14 protein-coding genes are annotated in these 14,661 nt (G+C 69.6%); all 14 read right to left on the bottom strand.

Features of this window, described 5'->3' with window-relative positions; all coding sequences use genetic code 11:
* Nucleotides 1–49: 49 nt before the first annotated feature.
* Nucleotides 50–886 (bottom strand): glycosyltransferase family 2 protein, encoded by an 837-nt coding sequence (locus ABE424_RS15020; protein WP_346501961.1) that lies wholly within the window; start codon nt 884–886, stop codon nt 50–52.
* Complete coding sequence (locus ABE424_RS15015; protein WP_346501959.1) at nt 883–1,749, bottom strand: glycosyltransferase; 867 nt, start codon at nt 1,747–1,749, stop codon at nt 883–885. The genes ABE424_RS15020 and ABE424_RS15015 overlap by 4 nt, the downstream gene beginning before the upstream one ends.
* 115 nt (nt 1,750–1,864) lie before the next feature.
* Nucleotides 1,865–4,063 carry a type II secretion system secretin GspD gene (gene gspD, locus ABE424_RS15010; RefSeq protein ID WP_346501957.1) on the bottom strand — a complete coding sequence of 733 codons (2,199 nt, stop codon included), beginning with the start codon at nt 4,061–4,063 and terminating at the stop codon, nt 1,865–1,867.
* A gap of 9 nt (nt 4,064–4,072) precedes the next feature.
* Complete coding sequence (locus ABE424_RS15005) at nt 4,073–4,870, bottom strand: hypothetical protein (protein WP_346501955.1); 798 nt, start codon at nt 4,868–4,870, stop codon at nt 4,073–4,075.
* Nucleotides 4,860–5,618 (bottom strand): type II secretion system protein GspM, encoded by a 759-nt coding sequence (gspM, locus tag ABE424_RS15000; RefSeq protein ID WP_346501953.1) that lies wholly within the window; start codon nt 5,616–5,618, stop codon nt 4,860–4,862. Before gspM ends, ABE424_RS15005 begins: the two co-directional genes overlap by 11 nt.
* Complete coding sequence (locus ABE424_RS14995; protein WP_346501951.1) at nt 5,593–6,741, bottom strand: PilN domain-containing protein; 1,149 nt, start codon at nt 6,739–6,741, stop codon at nt 5,593–5,595. Before ABE424_RS14995 ends, gspM begins: the two co-directional genes overlap by 26 nt.
* On the bottom strand, nt 6,738–7,601 hold the full coding sequence (locus tag ABE424_RS14990; RefSeq protein ID WP_346491375.1) for a type II secretion system minor pseudopilin GspK: 864 nt from the start codon (nt 7,599–7,601) through the stop codon (nt 6,738–6,740). Before ABE424_RS14990 ends, ABE424_RS14995 begins: the two co-directional genes overlap by 4 nt.
* A complete protein-coding gene (locus tag ABE424_RS14985; RefSeq protein ID WP_346478332.1) occupies nt 7,598–8,236 on the bottom strand; it encodes a type II secretion system protein J in 639 nt (212 codons plus the stop codon). Before ABE424_RS14985 ends, ABE424_RS14990 begins: the two co-directional genes overlap by 4 nt.
* The gene (locus ABE424_RS14980; RefSeq protein ID WP_346478333.1) at nt 8,233–8,652 is read right to left on the bottom strand and encodes a prepilin-type N-terminal cleavage/methylation domain-containing protein; all 420 of its coding nucleotides are present in this window, start codon (nt 8,650–8,652) and stop codon (nt 8,233–8,235) included. Before ABE424_RS14980 ends, ABE424_RS14985 begins: the two co-directional genes overlap by 4 nt.
* On the bottom strand, nt 8,649–9,068 hold the full coding sequence (locus ABE424_RS14975; RefSeq protein ID WP_319206877.1) for a GspH/FimT family pseudopilin: 420 nt from the start codon (nt 9,066–9,068) through the stop codon (nt 8,649–8,651). Before ABE424_RS14975 ends, ABE424_RS14980 begins: the two co-directional genes overlap by 4 nt.
* Nucleotides 9,069–9,158: 90 nt before the next feature.
* Nucleotides 9,159–9,590, bottom strand: a complete 432-nt coding sequence (gene gspG / locus ABE424_RS14970; protein WP_176990440.1) for a type II secretion system major pseudopilin GspG — start codon at nt 9,588–9,590, stop codon at nt 9,159–9,161.
* 48 nt (nt 9,591–9,638) lie between these two features.
* A complete protein-coding gene (locus ABE424_RS14965; protein ID WP_346491376.1) occupies nt 9,639–10,859 on the bottom strand; it encodes a type II secretion system F family protein in 1,221 nt (406 codons plus the stop codon).
* Nucleotides 10,860–10,896: 37 nt separating this feature from the next.
* On the bottom strand, nt 10,897–12,630 hold the full coding sequence (gspE, locus tag ABE424_RS14960) for a type II secretion system ATPase GspE (protein WP_346501949.1): 1,734 nt from the start codon (nt 12,628–12,630) through the stop codon (nt 10,897–10,899).
* 120 nt (nt 12,631–12,750) lie between these two features.
* Nucleotides 12,751–14,604 carry a S8 family peptidase gene (locus tag ABE424_RS14955; protein WP_346491378.1) on the bottom strand — a complete coding sequence of 618 codons (1,854 nt, stop codon included), beginning with the start codon at nt 14,602–14,604 and terminating at the stop codon, nt 12,751–12,753.
* Between the last annotated feature and the right edge of the window lie 57 nt (nt 14,605–14,661).

The raw sequence follows: 14,661 nt of genomic DNA, 5'->3' as shown, positions 1-14,661 counted from the left end.
AATGCGTTCACGGCACATCGCCCGGGTGTCGGCGTGAGTGCGCGGACATCTACCGGCGACGCAGCAGGCGCGGCACCTGCACCAGGGCATGCGCCCAGATCGCGCCCCACACCGCGCAGCGCACCGGCCAGGGACGCTGCGGCGCCTCGAACCGGCGGAAGTACCGCCACAGGCCGCGGTGCTTGTGCCACTCCACGAAGAACGGCCGCGAGCGGCTGGAGACACCACGCACATGGGTGACCTGCAGGTCGTTGGCGATGGCGATCACTGCCCCGGCCTCGCGCGCGCGACGGCACAGGTCCAGGTCCTCGGCATGCAGGCGATAGCCGGCATCCCATCCCCCGATCCGGTCGAACAGCGCGCGCGGCATCAGCAGCAATGCGCCGGACAGGGCCGGCACGGTCTGCAGCGGCTGGCTGCGGTCGACCGGGATGGCGAGTTTCCCGCCCTGCCCGGGGTTGCGCAGCATCGCGGCGAAATCCGGGTCGCGACGGCGCACCGCATCGTCCGGGCGACCGTCCTCGTCGACCTGCTCGACACCGAGCACGCAGTCACCCAGCGGCAGCGCGCGTTCGCGCAGCAGGGCGAGGGTTTCGGGGCCGACCATCAGGTCCGGGTTGATGAAGGCCAACCACGGCGCCTGGCTGTCGGCCACGCCCTGGTTGTTGGCCGCGGCGAAGCCGGGGTTGTCCGGGTTGGCGATGAAGCGCACCCGCGCATCCGCGCTGGCATGCCGCTGCACGATGTCCAAGGTGCCGTCGGTGGAGTCGTTGTCGACCACGCGGATCTCGGCGATGTCGCGCGCCTCGCGCAGGCGCAGCAGGCAGGCGTCCAAGGTGCTGGCGCTCTGGTAGCTGACGATGATGGCGGCGATGGCAGGGCTCAAACAGGCGACTCCGGGGCGGCAATGGCGGGCGGCGCGAACAGATCGCCCTGCGCCCTCGGCATTATCGCCTGCCGGTGATGCTGCTGCAGGTCGTGGCGCGCCTGCTGCAGTGGATCGGCCATCAGAAAGCCGGCCAGCCGCGGCGGCCAGGCCGGCCAGCGCGTTGCCAGCGCCTCCATGTCGCCCTCGCCGGTCACGCCTTCGGCGACCCGGGCGACGAACGCGGTCTCGCACAGCGCATTGCGCCAGCCAAGCCCGGCCATGCGCAGGCTGAGGTCGATCAGGGCGGCATTCCACGAGGCATAGCTGTGCATGTCCAGGCCGCCCGCCTTGCGCCGCGCATTGCCGCGCAACAGCACCGCGTGGGTCACCGCGGACGGCAGCTCGGGATGCAGCGGCGGCATCGCCGCGCAGGCCTGCGCCAGCGGGGCCAGATCCAGGTCGTCCGGAAGAGGATTGATCTCGCCCAGCCGCGGCCACGCCGCCGTCTCACCGGCGTTGCACCACGGCGTGGCGGAGCCGATCGAGGGATCGCGGGCCAGGCAGGCCTGCAGTTGCTGCAGCCAGCCCGGTGCCGGGATCGCATCCGGGGCGAGCACCACGACATCGGCGCCGGTGCACGCGGCCAGCATCTCATCCAGGTGGGCCACTTCACCGATCGCGCGGGCGCGGCGGGTGTACTCGGCCTGCAGCGGCGTCTGTGCGAGCCAGTGTTCGATCACCGCCTGCGCGCGTGGCCCGGCCTGGCCATCGTCGGCCAGCCAGATCGCGGTGGCGGGCGCAGTGCCGGCATCGAGTGCGGCCAGGCAGCGGTCCAGCGCGGCATCATCGACCCCGATCGGCAGCAGGATGACCGTACTCATGCCGACCTCCGGGTGCCGCCGTCCTCGCCGTGTCGCTGTGTCATCGCAGCCTCCCTTGGGCGCGGCCAGCGTAACAAGATCGGCCCCCGCGGTGACAGCGGGGGCCGGGCGACGCTCAGCGCTTGGCCTTGGGCTCGGGGAACGGCTCCATCGCGCGGAAGCGGCTGCTGTATTCGTCGGTCAGGTTCCGCGACTCCTGCGCGTTGCGCACGATGGTCGGGGTCAGCAGCACAATCACCTCGGAGCGCTCGGACTTCTTCGTCTTGCTGCCGAACAGCGCGCCGATGACCGGGATCCTGCTCAGGCCCGGGACACCCCTGGCGCCGTCGTCGTCGGAGTTGGTGATCAGGCCGGCCAGCATGATGGTGTCGCCGCTCTGCACCGCGGCCTCCGTGGAGATCTTGCGGGTATTGATCGGCGGATTGCAGGTGGTGCGGGTCGGGTCGCACCCGGCCGGGATCGCGCCGGCCGAACTGACCTCCTGCACGATGTCCAGGAACACCACGCCATCGCGGGTGATGCGCGGGCGCACCTTGAGGATCACGCCGGTATCCAGGTACTGGACCTGGCTGTAGGTGTTGTCGCCGCCCACGCCGGTGTTGACCGACACCGAGTTGATCGGGATCTGCGTGCCGACGTTGAGGGTGGCTTCGGCGTTGTTGCGCACGAACAGCGACGGGGTCTGCAGCAGGCGCAGGTTGCTGACCTTGTCCAGCGCGCTGACCACGGCGGCCGCGTTCTTGCCGAGGAAGGTCCAGCCCACGCCGTCGGTGCCGACCGTGCCGGAGATGCTGCCCCAGATCGAACGGCCCAATGCGCTGGGCAGGTCGATGCCGCTCTCGGTCTTGCCGGTGGCGACGGCCTGCTCGAAGAACCAGTTCACGCCGTAGCTCAGGTCGCCGGTCAGCGCGACTTCGGCCACCTGCGCTTCGATGTGGACCTGCATCGGCATCACGTCGAGCTTTTCGATGACCTCGCGGATCGAGCGCCAGGCCTGCGGGGTGGAGCGCACCAGCAAGGTGTTGGTTTCCTCCACTGCGGACACACCGACGGTATCGCCCTGCACTTCCAGGCTGAAGCTGGCATTGCCGGACTGGCGCTGCGGCAGGCTCATGGTGCCTTCGCCCAGTCCGCCGCGGTTGCTGCCGTTGCTGCTGCCGGTGTTGGAGAAAGTACTGTTGTTGCTGTTGCCATCGCGGCTGCCGATGTCCATCGGCGACGCGCCGGGCGCCAGCGAACTGCTGCCACGACCGCCACGGCCGTTCTCGTTGGCGAAGGCCTCGGCCAGGCGCTCGGCCAGGTCCTTGGCCTTGACGTAGCGCAGCTCGTAGGAGAACAGCCGCGCATTGCCGCCGGCGGTATCGATGCGGTCCAGCCACTGCTGGATCTGGTCGAGGTAACGCGCCTGCGGAGTGATCACCAGCACGGCGTTGGCGTTCTCCAGCGGCAGGAAACGGAACATGCCGGCGCTGGGCGTCTTGCTCTCTTCGCCAAACACTTTTTCCAGATCGGCGGCGACCTGCTCGGCCTTGCCCGACTGGATCGGGAACACGCCAACGGACATGCCCGAGAGCCAGTCCACGTCGAAGATTTCCACCGTACGCAGGTAGTTCTCCAGCTCGCTGCGGGTGCCGCCCAGAGTGATCACGTTGCGGCCGTTGTCGACGTTGACGATCGCGTTCGGGCGCGCATACGGCTCCAGCACTTTCTTCATCTCGGTCGCGGAGATGTACTGCAGCGGCACCACGCGCACTTCGAAGCCGCGCGCATTGGCCGGCGAGGCGGTGCTCGGCGAGACCGTCCCGGCCAACGCCTGGTCGGCGGCCACGATGTTGTAGCGGCCCGCGCTGTATACCATGCGCGCGTTGTTCCAGCCCAGCACCATTTCCAGCAGGTTCAACGCCTGTGCGGAGGACACCGGCTTGGGCGTGGCGAGGGTCACGGTGCCCTGCACGCCCGGCGCGATCACGTAGTTCTGGCCGAGGAAGTCGCCGAGGATCGCCTTGACCACCGCATGCACCGATTCGCCTTCGAAGTTGAACGTGGCGTTGCCGGTGGAGGCATTGCCCAGCGAAGGTTGCGGTGCGGCCGCGGCGCTGCGGTTGATCATGGTGCCGGTGCCGCGGCGGATCACCGCCTGCGGGGCGCCATGGTTGCCCAGCGGTTCGGCCTCGATGCCCGCGTGGGAGCCGTCGCCGGCAACCACCTGGTGACTGTCGAGCACCGCATCGCGGCGAACCTCGGGCGCGGGCACGGTGGTGCAGCCCACCAACAGGGCGACGAGGAAAGACACGGGGAAAAGGCGCAGGGTCATGCTGTCACTCTAAGGGTTGTGGCCGGAGCCGCCCGCGGGCGGTTGCTGCGACTGCTGTTGCTGTTGCTGTTGCTGCTGCAGTTGCTGGCGGCGCGCCTGGATGCGCTCGCGGATCGCCTTCATCTGCTCTTCGCTGGGTCCCTGCGGATTCGGCGCGGGGGCTGCTGCATTCGACGGTGCGGCGGTGGCCTGCGAGGCAGGCACGGCAGCCGGCGGAGGCGGCGGCATCGGTGCCGCCACGCCGTTGATCGGGCGTGCACCGGCGCCGGCCGGCGGTACCGAGGTGAGTGGCGTGGCGCCCAGCACGGTCGGTGGTTCGCCGCCCTGCCCGTTGAACACCGGCAGCTCCAGCGTCTGCGTGCCGCCGGGGCCGCTGACGGTGGCGCGCCGCGGTTCCAGCGCCAGCAGCTGCCAGCCGTTGACCGCTTCACCGTTCAAGCGCAACCGCAGCGACTGGCGCTGGTCGGTGGTCAGGATCGCCATGCCGAAGCCGGGCGTCAGCAGCACGCCGGTCAGCGATACGCTGCTGGCCGTGCCCTGCTCGGTGCCACCGAGCAGGTACGGGCGCGGCTGACGGTCTTCGGCGAACAAGGGGCGCGCGCCGATCTGTGCATAGGTACTGGCCGAGGCCATGCGCTCGGGCGCAGCGGGCGCGAGTCGCGGCAACGGCGCGGCCCCGGCATCGCCATCGGTGGCCGGAGCGATGCGGCTGCCCAGCCCGAACAACGTCGCCCCCCAGATCGCCAGCGCCCACAGCGCGATGCCACCCAGCCACCAGGTGCGCAGGCCGGCTGCTTCAAGCTTCATGCTCGACCTCCTCGGCAGCGGCAGCGGCCGGTGCAGGCGCTGGGTCGGCCGCATCACCCGGCGGGGGTTCCGCCACATCGGCGGGCGGTACCGCGCCCGGGCCGGCGTCCGGCCCGGCCGGCAACGGCGACGGTGGTGGTGCTGCACCGGGCTCCAGCGCGGCGCCCGGGCGCAGATACCCGACCAGTTCGAACGACACATCCAGGCCGGTGCCGGTTTCGCTGGGGGATTGCTGGAAGCGCTGCGCGAGCAGATTGAGGTTGTCCACGAACAGGCGCGGCGTGCCCGTCTCCAGCGTATGCAGCACCGCCGCCATTTCCGGCACGCCACAGCGCAGGCGCACCTGCAGCGCCACGCGCGGGAACGCCGGCTCACGGCTGGCATCCGGCAGCGGCGTGCGGTTGCTGATGGTGCAGCTGCGGTTGCCCGGGCTGGCCGAGGCCACGGCATCCTGCAGCCGGCTGGAGAGCGCGGCCGCGGCGGATTCAGCGGTGGCCTCGCGCAGGAAGCCGGGGCGGCCTTCGAGCGCCGCCTGCACCTCACGCAGCTGGGTGGCGATCTGCCCACGCTGCGCCAACTGCGTGTCCACGCGCTGCTGGCGCTCCTGCACGGCGGCGATATCGGCGTTGATCGCCAGCAGCGGGCGGGTCAACCACGGATGCACCAGCAGCAGGTAGGCCACGGCGATCACCGCCAGCAGCAGACCCAGCGCCAACCAGCGATCACGGCGCGTCGGTTGTGCTGCCATCGGCAACCTCCTTCGCAGGTGGCGTGGCGCCGGGCAGCGGCTGCAGCTCGGCCGTCAGCGTGAACCGGTCGCGGCCGCTGGTCGCGCCATCGGCCTGCAGCACGCCGGTCAGGTTGACCTTGCGCCACAGCGGCGAATCCTGCAGCAGCGGCACCAGCTGCGAGGCTTCGCGGCTGAGCCCGATCAGCTGCAGCGTCGTGCCTTCGATCGACATTTTTTCCAGATAGGTGCCGTCCGGCAGCAGGCGGGTGAGTTCATTCCAGATCTCCACCGTGCTGGCATGTTCGGCGCGCTTGCCCTCCAGGAACGCAGCGCCTTCAACCAGGCTCTGCACCTGCTGGCGCTCGGCGGCAACCCGGCGTGCATCGCGTGCGGCGTCATCGACCTGCGCGCGCAGCGCTTCCGCCGCCGCCTGGCGATTCTCCAGCAGCTGATGACCGGCCAGCGCGATCAGTACGATCGCGCTGATCGCCAGGATCGCGTTCCAGCGCGCCATCGGGTCCCTATATGGTTGCCGCTGCGCGACCGGCAGCAGATTGATGTCCAGCGGACGCCCCTCGGCGTCAACCGCATCCACGCCGGCCACCGCCTGTGCCCAGGGCCCGGCCTGCTGTGCCCACTGTTCCAGCTGCGGGCGCGGGATCACCACCAGCTCCACCTGCAGCTGGCCATCCGGCAACGCCCCCAGCTCGCGTACGTCATAGCTGACCTGGCTGGCATCGAATGGCGTCTGCCGATCAATCTCGAAACCAACCACGTCGCGCAGCCGCTCGGCGGCCGCCGCCGGCAAGCGCAGTGGGCGGCGCAGCACCGTGTCGGCGGGCAGCAGCCAATGCCGCGGCAGGCCGCGCAGGCGCGCATCCAGAACGCCGTCGACCGCGCCGGGCGAGACCGGCCACGGCAGGTCGGCGATCGCCTCGATCTGTTCGCCGGTCTGGCGCTGCAGGCGCAGGACGTCACCATCGCGCTGCAGCAGCAGGCGCGAGCGCGACCAGCCCATCGCCCATTGCCAGCGCACCGGCAGCCAGGCCAGCAATGATTGTCGCCACCAGCGCAGGCTGCTGCCCACGCCAGGCGACACGCGCCCCCGGGCCCGCACCAGACTGTCACGCCATGCCGTCATCTTGCTGCCATTCCCTGTTCCCAGCGAAGTACTGTGTATGCCGTTCCCGGCGTGCCTGCCGACCCCATCCTCACCACGGCGCGCAGTACCGATATCCGGCCGCGTTCGTCCGTGGCGCGACTCTCGATACTATAGGTGCCGCTGCCACCTGCAAGCGGTGCGACCGGCAATCCGGCGTCATCCGCGGCTGCGGCGCGCTCGCGTTCGGCCAGCAGGCGTTCTGCATCCAGCCCCAGCGCGGTCAACACCGGCCCGGACGCGAACCGCGGGTCCGGCCGTGCCTGGCGGCTGTACAGGGTCAGCATCGGTTCGATCCGCGCATACAGGTCCGCATCCATGCCGAGCACGCGCTGCAGCTCCCCCACGGTCTCAAAGCGCGCATTGCGCGCGCCATAGGGCAGGCCGGCCGCGACGTAGTCCGGCGTCTCCGCGCCCCCGCCAGGCTGCTTGAGGCTGTCGGCATCGCGCCAGTCGACGATGGCGCCGGCCAACCGCTGCGCCCGGTCCTGCGCTTCACCCATCGCGCGCAGGAAGGCGCTGAGGAGGCTGGCATCGGCCAGATTCAGGTTCACTTTGCCGTTCTCATCGAGGATCGCCAGATCGATCCGGCGCGCATCGAAGGTCCACCGGTAGCGGCGGCCATCGGCCACCCACGCCGGCTGGCTGGCGCGCGGCTGCAGGCGATGCAGGGCGTATTCCAGCCCGGCACGCGCATATTCCTGGCCGATGGCGTCATCGCCGATCACCCGCTGCTGCATGTGCTCCACGCGCGCGCTCAGCGCGAATGCGCCGATCACCGCCGTGAGCAGGGCGATCAACCACAGCACCAGCACCAGCGCCGCACCGCGCGCCGGCCTCATGGGCGATCCGTCCGTGGTGGCGGCAATGCGGCGATCATCGGCGGCCACGCCGGGCCCTGCAGCGGCACGATCTCGATCGAGACCAGCAAGGGCAGGCGCCGGGTGTCCTCCCAGCGGTCCAGCCACTCGGTGAGCTGGCCGGTGCGCGGATCCGTGCCGCGATAGCGGAAGCGCACCTCGCGCAGCTGATCGGCCAACATCTCCGGCGGGCGCGGCGGAGCTTCTTCGATCGCTTCGCCGTTCTGCAGCAGGGTCAACCCGACCTCCAGCTGCTGCTGCGCGCCGGCGCGCCGGACCTGCAGTTCATGCGCATACGGCCCACCCCGCCCGAGATACCCGGGCAGATCGGAGACGAACAACATCCGCTGCGGCTCGCCCAGGAAATACACCGGGTCGCGGGTGGGATCCGGCGGCGACGTCGCGATCACCAACGCGGTCGACAGGCGGCGGCGCAGGAAGCCTTCGACCGCGCGCATGCGCTCGTTCTGCGCGGCCATGCGCTCGCCGCGCTGGCTGATCATCATCGCCGAGCGCACGGTGGCGAAGGCCAGTGCCAGGCCGCCCACCAGCAGCGCGGTGGCCAGCAGGATTTCGATCAGGGTGAAACCGCGGACACGGCGCGCGCGCAGCGTCATCGCGGTGTGCCCGGTACGGGGGACAGCAGGCGCAGGCTGCGCCACTGCAGCTGCTCGCCGTTGCCTTCGCCCCAGCGCACCTGCAGGGTGATCTGGGCCAGGGTGGGGCCGCCGACGTCGGTCGTCACCGGCGCGGTGGTCGTGCGCGGCTCCGCATACGGCTCGACCTGCAGCCGCCAACGGTACTTGCCCTGCTCCCACTCGCCCTGCGTGCTGCCCTCCTGCAGCGGCGCCTCCACGCCCGTGCTGGCCAGCAACGACTGCGCGTACAACGTGGCGCGACTGCGCACCTCGGCCTGCCCGACCTGGCGCGCCGCGCCGGACAGGCTGCCCAGCAGCAGGGTCAGCGCCAACGCCAGCAGGGCGAACGCGATGATCACCTCGAGCAGCGAGTAGCCGCGCTGGTGCTTCTTCATCGGCCCTCCCGACGCGGGCCCGCACGGACTTCGCCGGTGATCCACCCCACCTGGATGTCCCACACCGCACCGCGCGTGCTCAGCGCGATGCTGCCGCCACTGGCGGCACCGTCGGCGAAGAAGGCGATGCTGCCCTGCCCCGGCGCGGTGCTGAGCTGGCCCGCGCCGCGGAACTGCACGTCCAGCGCGGCGGGAATCTGCCCATGGCGACCGTTCGCGGCCTGCCAGCTGCGCGCGCGCGGATCGATCACGAAGCGCTGGGTCTGCCCGGTGGCGATCGCCTGGGTGCGTGTGTAGCGCAGCTGGGTGGCGATCTCCTTGCCCGCATTGCGCAGGCGCAGGCCCTCGATGCCACCGTTCATCGCGGTGGCGGTGACCACGCCGATGATCGCGATCAGGGCGACCACCAGCAGCATCTCCAGCAGCGACAGACCGCGTGCATGGCTGCCCGTGGGCACGCGATGCGGCGGTCTGCTCGACACGGGCCACGGTGCTCCCAAGGCCGGTTACTCGTACCGGATGTCCGCGTCGTAACTGCTGCCACCCACCTTGCCGTCCTTGCCCAGGCTGATCAGATCGTAGGGCTGGCCCTCGCCCGGCACGCGGTATTCCAGCGCGTGACCCCACGGATCATTGAGGTCGGCCGGCTTGGCATACGGGCCGAGCCAGCCGGCGCTGCCGCCCGGCTGGGTGACCAGATCATCCAGCTTGGCCGGCAGCTTGCCGGTATCCAGCTGGTAGTTGTCGATCTTGCCGGCCATGGTCTGCACCTGCGCCTTGGCGATGTTGGCCTTGCCACGATCGGCACCGCCGAGCACGCGGCTGCCGACCAGGGTCAGAACCGCACCGATCAGCACGATCACGATGATGATTTCCAGCAGGCTCATGCCGGACTGGTGGCGCGCGGAAGTGAAGCGGGTCAGGCGACGACGTTGCATATGGCAGGCTCCTTGCATCGAATCACGGGGGTATTCTCCAGCGGCCGGTCAGCCGATGGCATTGGTCAGGTCGTACAGCGGTACCAGCACGGCCACGATCACCAGGCCGACCACCGAGGCCAGCACCAGGGTGATCACCGGCACCAGTGCCGACAGCAGACGGTCGATCGCGCGCGCGCTTTCCTGCTCGAACGTATCGGCGGTCTTGAGCAGCATCGTATCCAGCGCACCGGATTCCTCGCCGACCTGGATCATCTGCAGCGCCAGGCGCGGAAAACGCTTGCCGCGCGACAACGACGCCGACAGGCCGTTGCCGTTCTTGACCTCGTCGCTGGCGGTGTCGACATCGGCGGCCAGCGCGCGGTTGCCCAGCACGTTGCGCGCGATCCCCAGGCCGGACAGCAGCGGCACGCCGTTGCGCAGCAACGTGCCCAGGGTGCGGGCCAGGCGCGCGGTCTCCAGCTTGGCCAGCAGCGGGCCGATGCCTTTGCGCTGCAGCAGCCAGCCATCCACGGCCAGGCGCGCGGCCGGTTGCCGCAGGCGGCGCTCCACCACCAGCGCGATCACCGCGGGCACCACGATCATGATGATCCAGCCTTCGCGCACGACCAGGCCGGCGGTGAGGACCCACTGGGTGAACCACGGCAGGGCGACGTCCAGGCTCTCGTACATCAGCGCGAACTGCGGCACCACGTAGCCGAGCAGGAACAACAGCGCGCCGCCGACCACCGCCAGCAGGATCGCCGGGTAGATCAGCGCATTGATGACGCGGCCTTTCAGCTCGGCACTGCGCTCCAGGTAATCCGACAGCCGCTGCAGCGTGTCGTGCAGGCTGCCCCCGGCTTCACCGGCGCGCACCATGTTGATGTAAAGCCGCGAGAACACCCCGTGCTGGCGTTCCAGCGCGGTCGACAGCGGCGCACCGCCGCGCACGATGTCGCGGATGTCGGTGACCACCCGGCGTGTACGCTCGTCTTCGGGCAGCTCCAGCAGGATGCTCAGCGCGCGGTCCAGCGGCTGCCCCGCACCGAGCAGGGTGGCCAGCTGCTGGGTGAACTGCACCAGCCCGCCGCCGCCGAACGGCTTCCGGCGCAGCAGCGCCGCCCAGGATGAGGCACCGGCCACGCCCTCGCTGGCCAGCCGTGCTTCCATCGGCATGTGGCCCTGGTCCTGCAGGCGCGCGGCCACCTCGGCTTCGCTGGCCGCCTCCATCTGGCCATCGAACAGTTCGCCATGGGCGTTGAGCGCCTTGTAGCGGTACTGGGCCATGCTCAGCCGTGCTCCCGCTTTCGGTCGCGCACGCGCATCACGATTCCTCCGTCACGCGCAGCACTTCTTCCAGCGTGGTGTGGCCCTGCAGCGCCTTGGACAGGCCATCTTCGTACATCGTGCGCATGCCGGCGGCGCGGGCGATCTGCTCGATCTCGCCCATCCCGGCGCGACGCATCACCGCACTGCGCAGCGCATCGTTCATCACCAGGAATTCGACGATGGTGGTCCGGCCGAGATAGCCGGTCGGCGCGATCGCCGAGGGCTGCGCGCGGTACAGGAAGATCTCGCCGTCCGGCTGCAGCCGGCGCAGGCCGAACTTCTCGATCTCCTCCGGCGAGGCGGCATAGCGCTGCGCGTGCTGCGGCTCCAGCCGGCGCACCAGGCGCTGGGCCAGGATGCCGTTGATGGTGGACGTGAGCAGGTAATCCTCCACGCCCATGTCGAGCAGGCGGGTGATGCCGCCGGCCGCGTTGTTGGTGTGCAGCGTGGAGAGCACCAGATGGCCGGTCAGCGCGGACTGGATCGCGATGCGCGCGGTTTCCAGATCGCGCATTTCGCCGATCATGATGATGTCCGGATCCTGGCGCACGATGCTGCGCAGCGCATTGGCGAAATCCAGCCCGATCTGCGGCTTGGCCTGGATCTGGTTGATGCCTTCGATCTGGTACTCGACCGGGTCTTCGACGGTGATGATCTTGACGTCGGCGGTATTGAGCTGGCTCAGCGCGGTGTACAGCGTGGTGGTCTTGCCCGAGCCGGTCGGGCCGGTGACCAGCAGGATCCCGTGCGGTTGTTCGAGCACTTTGCGGAACTGCGGCAGGAAGGCGTCGGTGAACCCCAGGCGATGGAAATCGAACACCACCGTATCGCGGTCGAGCAGGCGCATCACCACGCTTTCGCCGTGCGCGGTCGGCACGCTGCTCACGCGCAGGTCGAGCTCCTTGCCCTGCACGCGCAGCATGATGCGGCCGTCCTGCGGCAGGCGGCGCTCGGCGATGTTCAGCCGCGCCATGATCTTGATGCGGCTGATCACCGCGGCGGTCAGGTTGACCGGCGGGCTTTCGCCCTCGATCAGCACGCCGTCCACGCGGTAACGCACTTTCAGGCGATTCTCGAACGGCTCGATGTGGATATCCGAGGCGCGCAGTTCCACCGCGCGCTGGATGACGAGATTGACCAGGCGGATCACCGGCGCTTCGGAGGCCAGGTCGCGCAGGTGTTCGATGTCGTCGACCGCGGCGCCCTCGCCGTCGGCGGTCTCGATGATCGCGCCCATCGCACTGCGGCCCTGGCCGAACCAGCGCTCGATCAGGTCATCGATCTCCGAACGCAGGCCGACGTGCAGGCGCACCGGCAGCCCGATCGCCAGCTGGACCGCATCGGCTGCATACGGGTCCTGCGGATCGGACACCCACAGATCGATCGCGTCGTCGTGCAGCGCCAGCGGACAGACATGGAATTGTTTGAGGAACCGCAGCGTCAGCGGCAGCCCATCGAGCAGGGCTTCGGGCGGCGATTCCGGCACGGTCCTGGCGTCGAGCAGGGGCAGGCCGAGCACCTCGGCGCTGGTCTGTGCATGGTCGCGCTCGGAGACCAGCCCCAGCCGGACCAGCAAGCCCAGCAGGCTGCCGCCGGATTCACGGTGCAGCGGGCGCGCACGGGCCAGGTCGCCGTCCTTGAGCCGACCTTTCTCCAGCAATACCGCAACGATGCGGGATTCGGCCGGGGATGCTGCAGTGGAATCCTGGGCAACCGCGTTCAAGAACATTCTCCTGGCAACCGCTGCGACTTTAGCAGTTCACCGCGATCCTACGCGGTATTGCGCACCGTCCAGATGCAAAAACGGGAGCCCGTCACATGACGGACTCCCGTTCGGGGTGCTGCGGTATTACTGGTTGGCCAGAATGCTCACGCCGCTGAACGCGGACTCGCCGACCACCTTGATGTAGTACGTGCCGGCCACCGGCGCGGTGAAGCGCACCGTTTCACTGTTGCCCGGGCGCGTGGACTTGGCGTCGAACGCGGTGGCGGTCGGCTCCTTGCCCTGGCTCACGTACACCGACACGTTGCCACTGCCACCGTAGGTGAGCAGGCTCAGCACCTTGCCGGCCTGTGCCTCGAAGCTGTACAGCGCTTCGCTGCCACCTGCGCCGCTCAGGCCTCCGACGGCAACCTTGTTGGTCAGCGGCGTGGCGACCGGGCCGCAGTTCTCGGTGCACTCTTCTTCCAGCGCCTTGTCGAGCGCGGCCTTGGCATCGACGATGCCGGAGCCGATCGGCGTGGCGGTCGGGATGGTCACCGGGAAGGCGCGCGCGGTCTGCTTGAGCAGCGTTTCCAGCGCGGCCGGGCTGAGCGGATCCTTGCCGGCCGCGGTGACCGCGCCCTGCACCAGGGCTGCTACCGCCGCCACGTGCGGAGACGCCATCGAGGTGCCGGCCATGCCCATGTAGCTGTAGGCACCGGAGGTCGGCGTGGTCGCGCCGTCATAGCCCGCCTGCCACACATAACCGCCCGGATTGCCGTCCACGCTGCCGCCGCCGCCCGGGCCGGACAGGTCCACCACCGTGCCGAAGTTGGAGTAGTAGGCGATGCCACCGGTGATCCGGGCCGCACCGACCGCCACCACGTTGGCGCAGCTGGCCGGACGGAAGTTGGCCGCGTTGGAGGCCGAGTTGCCGGCCGCGACCACCACGGTCGTGCCCCGCGAGACGGCACCGTTGATCGCATCCTGGTACAGCGCATCGCACGCGCCGCCGCCACCCAGGCTCATGTTGATGACCTCGGCCGGATTGGCATTGGCCGGCACGCCGGCGACGGTGCCACCGGAGGCCCAGGTGATCGCGTCGGCGATGTCGGACAGGTAGCCGCCGCACTTGCCGAGCACGCGCACCGGCAACACACGCGCCTTGTACGCGACACCGGCCATGCCCACGCCGTTGTTGGTGGACTCGGCGATCGTGCCGGCCACGTGGGTACCGTGCCAGGAGCTGTCCTCGGCCAGCGAGCCGGCGTAGCACTCGTTGTCATTCTCGACCCAGTCGCCGTAATCCAGCGCACCCGGGACGCGGTCATCGGTGGCGCGGCGGGAGGTTTCCGCGTCGCTGATGAAGTCGTAACCCGCCAGCAGGTTGCCGGAGAAATCCGGATGCTGCGGCAGGATGCCGGTGTCGAGCACCGCCACCACCACGCCCTCGCCCTGGGCGACGTCCCACGCAGCCGGCGCATTGATGCCGCCGGTGGCGCTGTTGAGATGCCACTGGTACTGCGCGTAGTACGGATCGTTCGGCACCAGCTGCGGTGTGGCATTGCGCGGGCGCACGTCGGTGCGCTGCAGCTTCACGTCCACTTCGGCGTACTGCACGGAGGGATCGGCCTTGATTTCGGCCAGCACCTTCTGCAGTTCGGCCGGGCTCAGGCGGCCCTGCAGGCGGATCAGGTCGGCACCGACGCCGAGTTTGCGCACGATCTGCGGGTTCACCGCACTGGCACGCCCGGCGGCGGAACCACCGACGCTGGCGCGGGCGACCGCCGACTGCACGGCCGTCAGCTTGGCCGAACGATCCGTGGCCGCCGCGGTCCCCGTGCGGTACTTGACGATGATGCGCTCTGCGCCTTGGGCGGCCGCCGGCTGGCGCACCGGCTCCTTGGCCGGCAGGCCCGCGGCATAGGCGCTGGCGCCTGCGGACAACGACAGCACGGCGGCTGCCAGCACATTGATGCGAAGGTTCTGCTTACTGGTCACGTTGACGTCCTCTTCAAGGTCATGGATCAAACGACTGTTCAGGCCAACACTCCATGC

It is taken from the genome of Stenotrophomonas sp. TWI1149 (genome assembly GCF_039673155.1).
In the GTDB taxonomy this organism is placed as follows: Bacteria; Pseudomonadota; Gammaproteobacteria; order Xanthomonadales; family Xanthomonadaceae; genus Stenotrophomonas; species Stenotrophomonas maltophilia_AA.
This window is presented reverse-complemented; position numbering and strand designations above follow the sequence as displayed.

What these genes read in the sequence shown, in the direction of transcription:
- ABE424_RS14985 (WP_346478332.1), bottom strand. Translation starts at nt 8,236, where the DNA reads ATGACGCTGCGCGCGCGCCGTGTCCGCGGTTTCACCCTGATCGAAATC.
- ABE424_RS14980 (WP_346478333.1), bottom strand. Translation starts at nt 8,652, where the DNA reads ATGAAGAAGCACCAGCGCGGCTACTCGCTGCTCGAGGTGATCATCGCG.
- ABE424_RS14990 (WP_346491375.1), bottom strand. Translation starts at nt 7,601, where the DNA reads ATGAGGCCGGCGCGCGGTGCGGCGCTGGTGCTGGTGCTGTGGTTGATC.
- gspM (WP_346501953.1), bottom strand. Translation starts at nt 5,618, where the DNA reads ATGGCAGCACAACCGACGCGCCGTGATCGCTGGTTGGCGCTGGGTCTG.
- ABE424_RS14995 (WP_346501951.1), bottom strand. Translation starts at nt 6,741, where the DNA reads ATGACGGCATGGCGTGACAGTCTGGTGCGGGCCCGGGGGCGCGTGTCG.
- ABE424_RS15005 (WP_346501955.1), bottom strand. Translation starts at nt 4,870, where the DNA reads ATGAAGCTTGAAGCAGCCGGCCTGCGCACCTGGTGGCTGGGTGGCATC.
- ABE424_RS14975 (WP_319206877.1), bottom strand. Translation starts at nt 9,068, where the DNA reads ATGCTGCTGGTGGTCGCCCTGATCGCGATCATCGGCGTGGTCACCGCC.
- ABE424_RS15015 (WP_346501959.1), bottom strand. Translation starts at nt 1,749, where the DNA reads ATGAGTACGGTCATCCTGCTGCCGATCGGGGTCGATGATGCCGCGCTG.
- gspG (WP_176990440.1), bottom strand. Translation starts at nt 9,590, where the DNA reads ATGCAACGTCGTCGCCTGACCCGCTTCACTTCCGCGCGCCACCAGTCC.
- gspD (WP_346501957.1), bottom strand. Translation starts at nt 4,063, where the DNA reads ATGACCCTGCGCCTTTTCCCCGTGTCTTTCCTCGTCGCCCTGTTGGTG.
- gspE (WP_346501949.1), bottom strand. Translation starts at nt 12,630, where the DNA reads ATGTTCTTGAACGCGGTTGCCCAGGATTCCACTGCAGCATCCCCGGCC.
- ABE424_RS14965 (WP_346491376.1), bottom strand. Translation starts at nt 10,859, where the DNA reads ATGGCCCAGTACCGCTACAAGGCGCTCAACGCCCATGGCGAACTGTTC.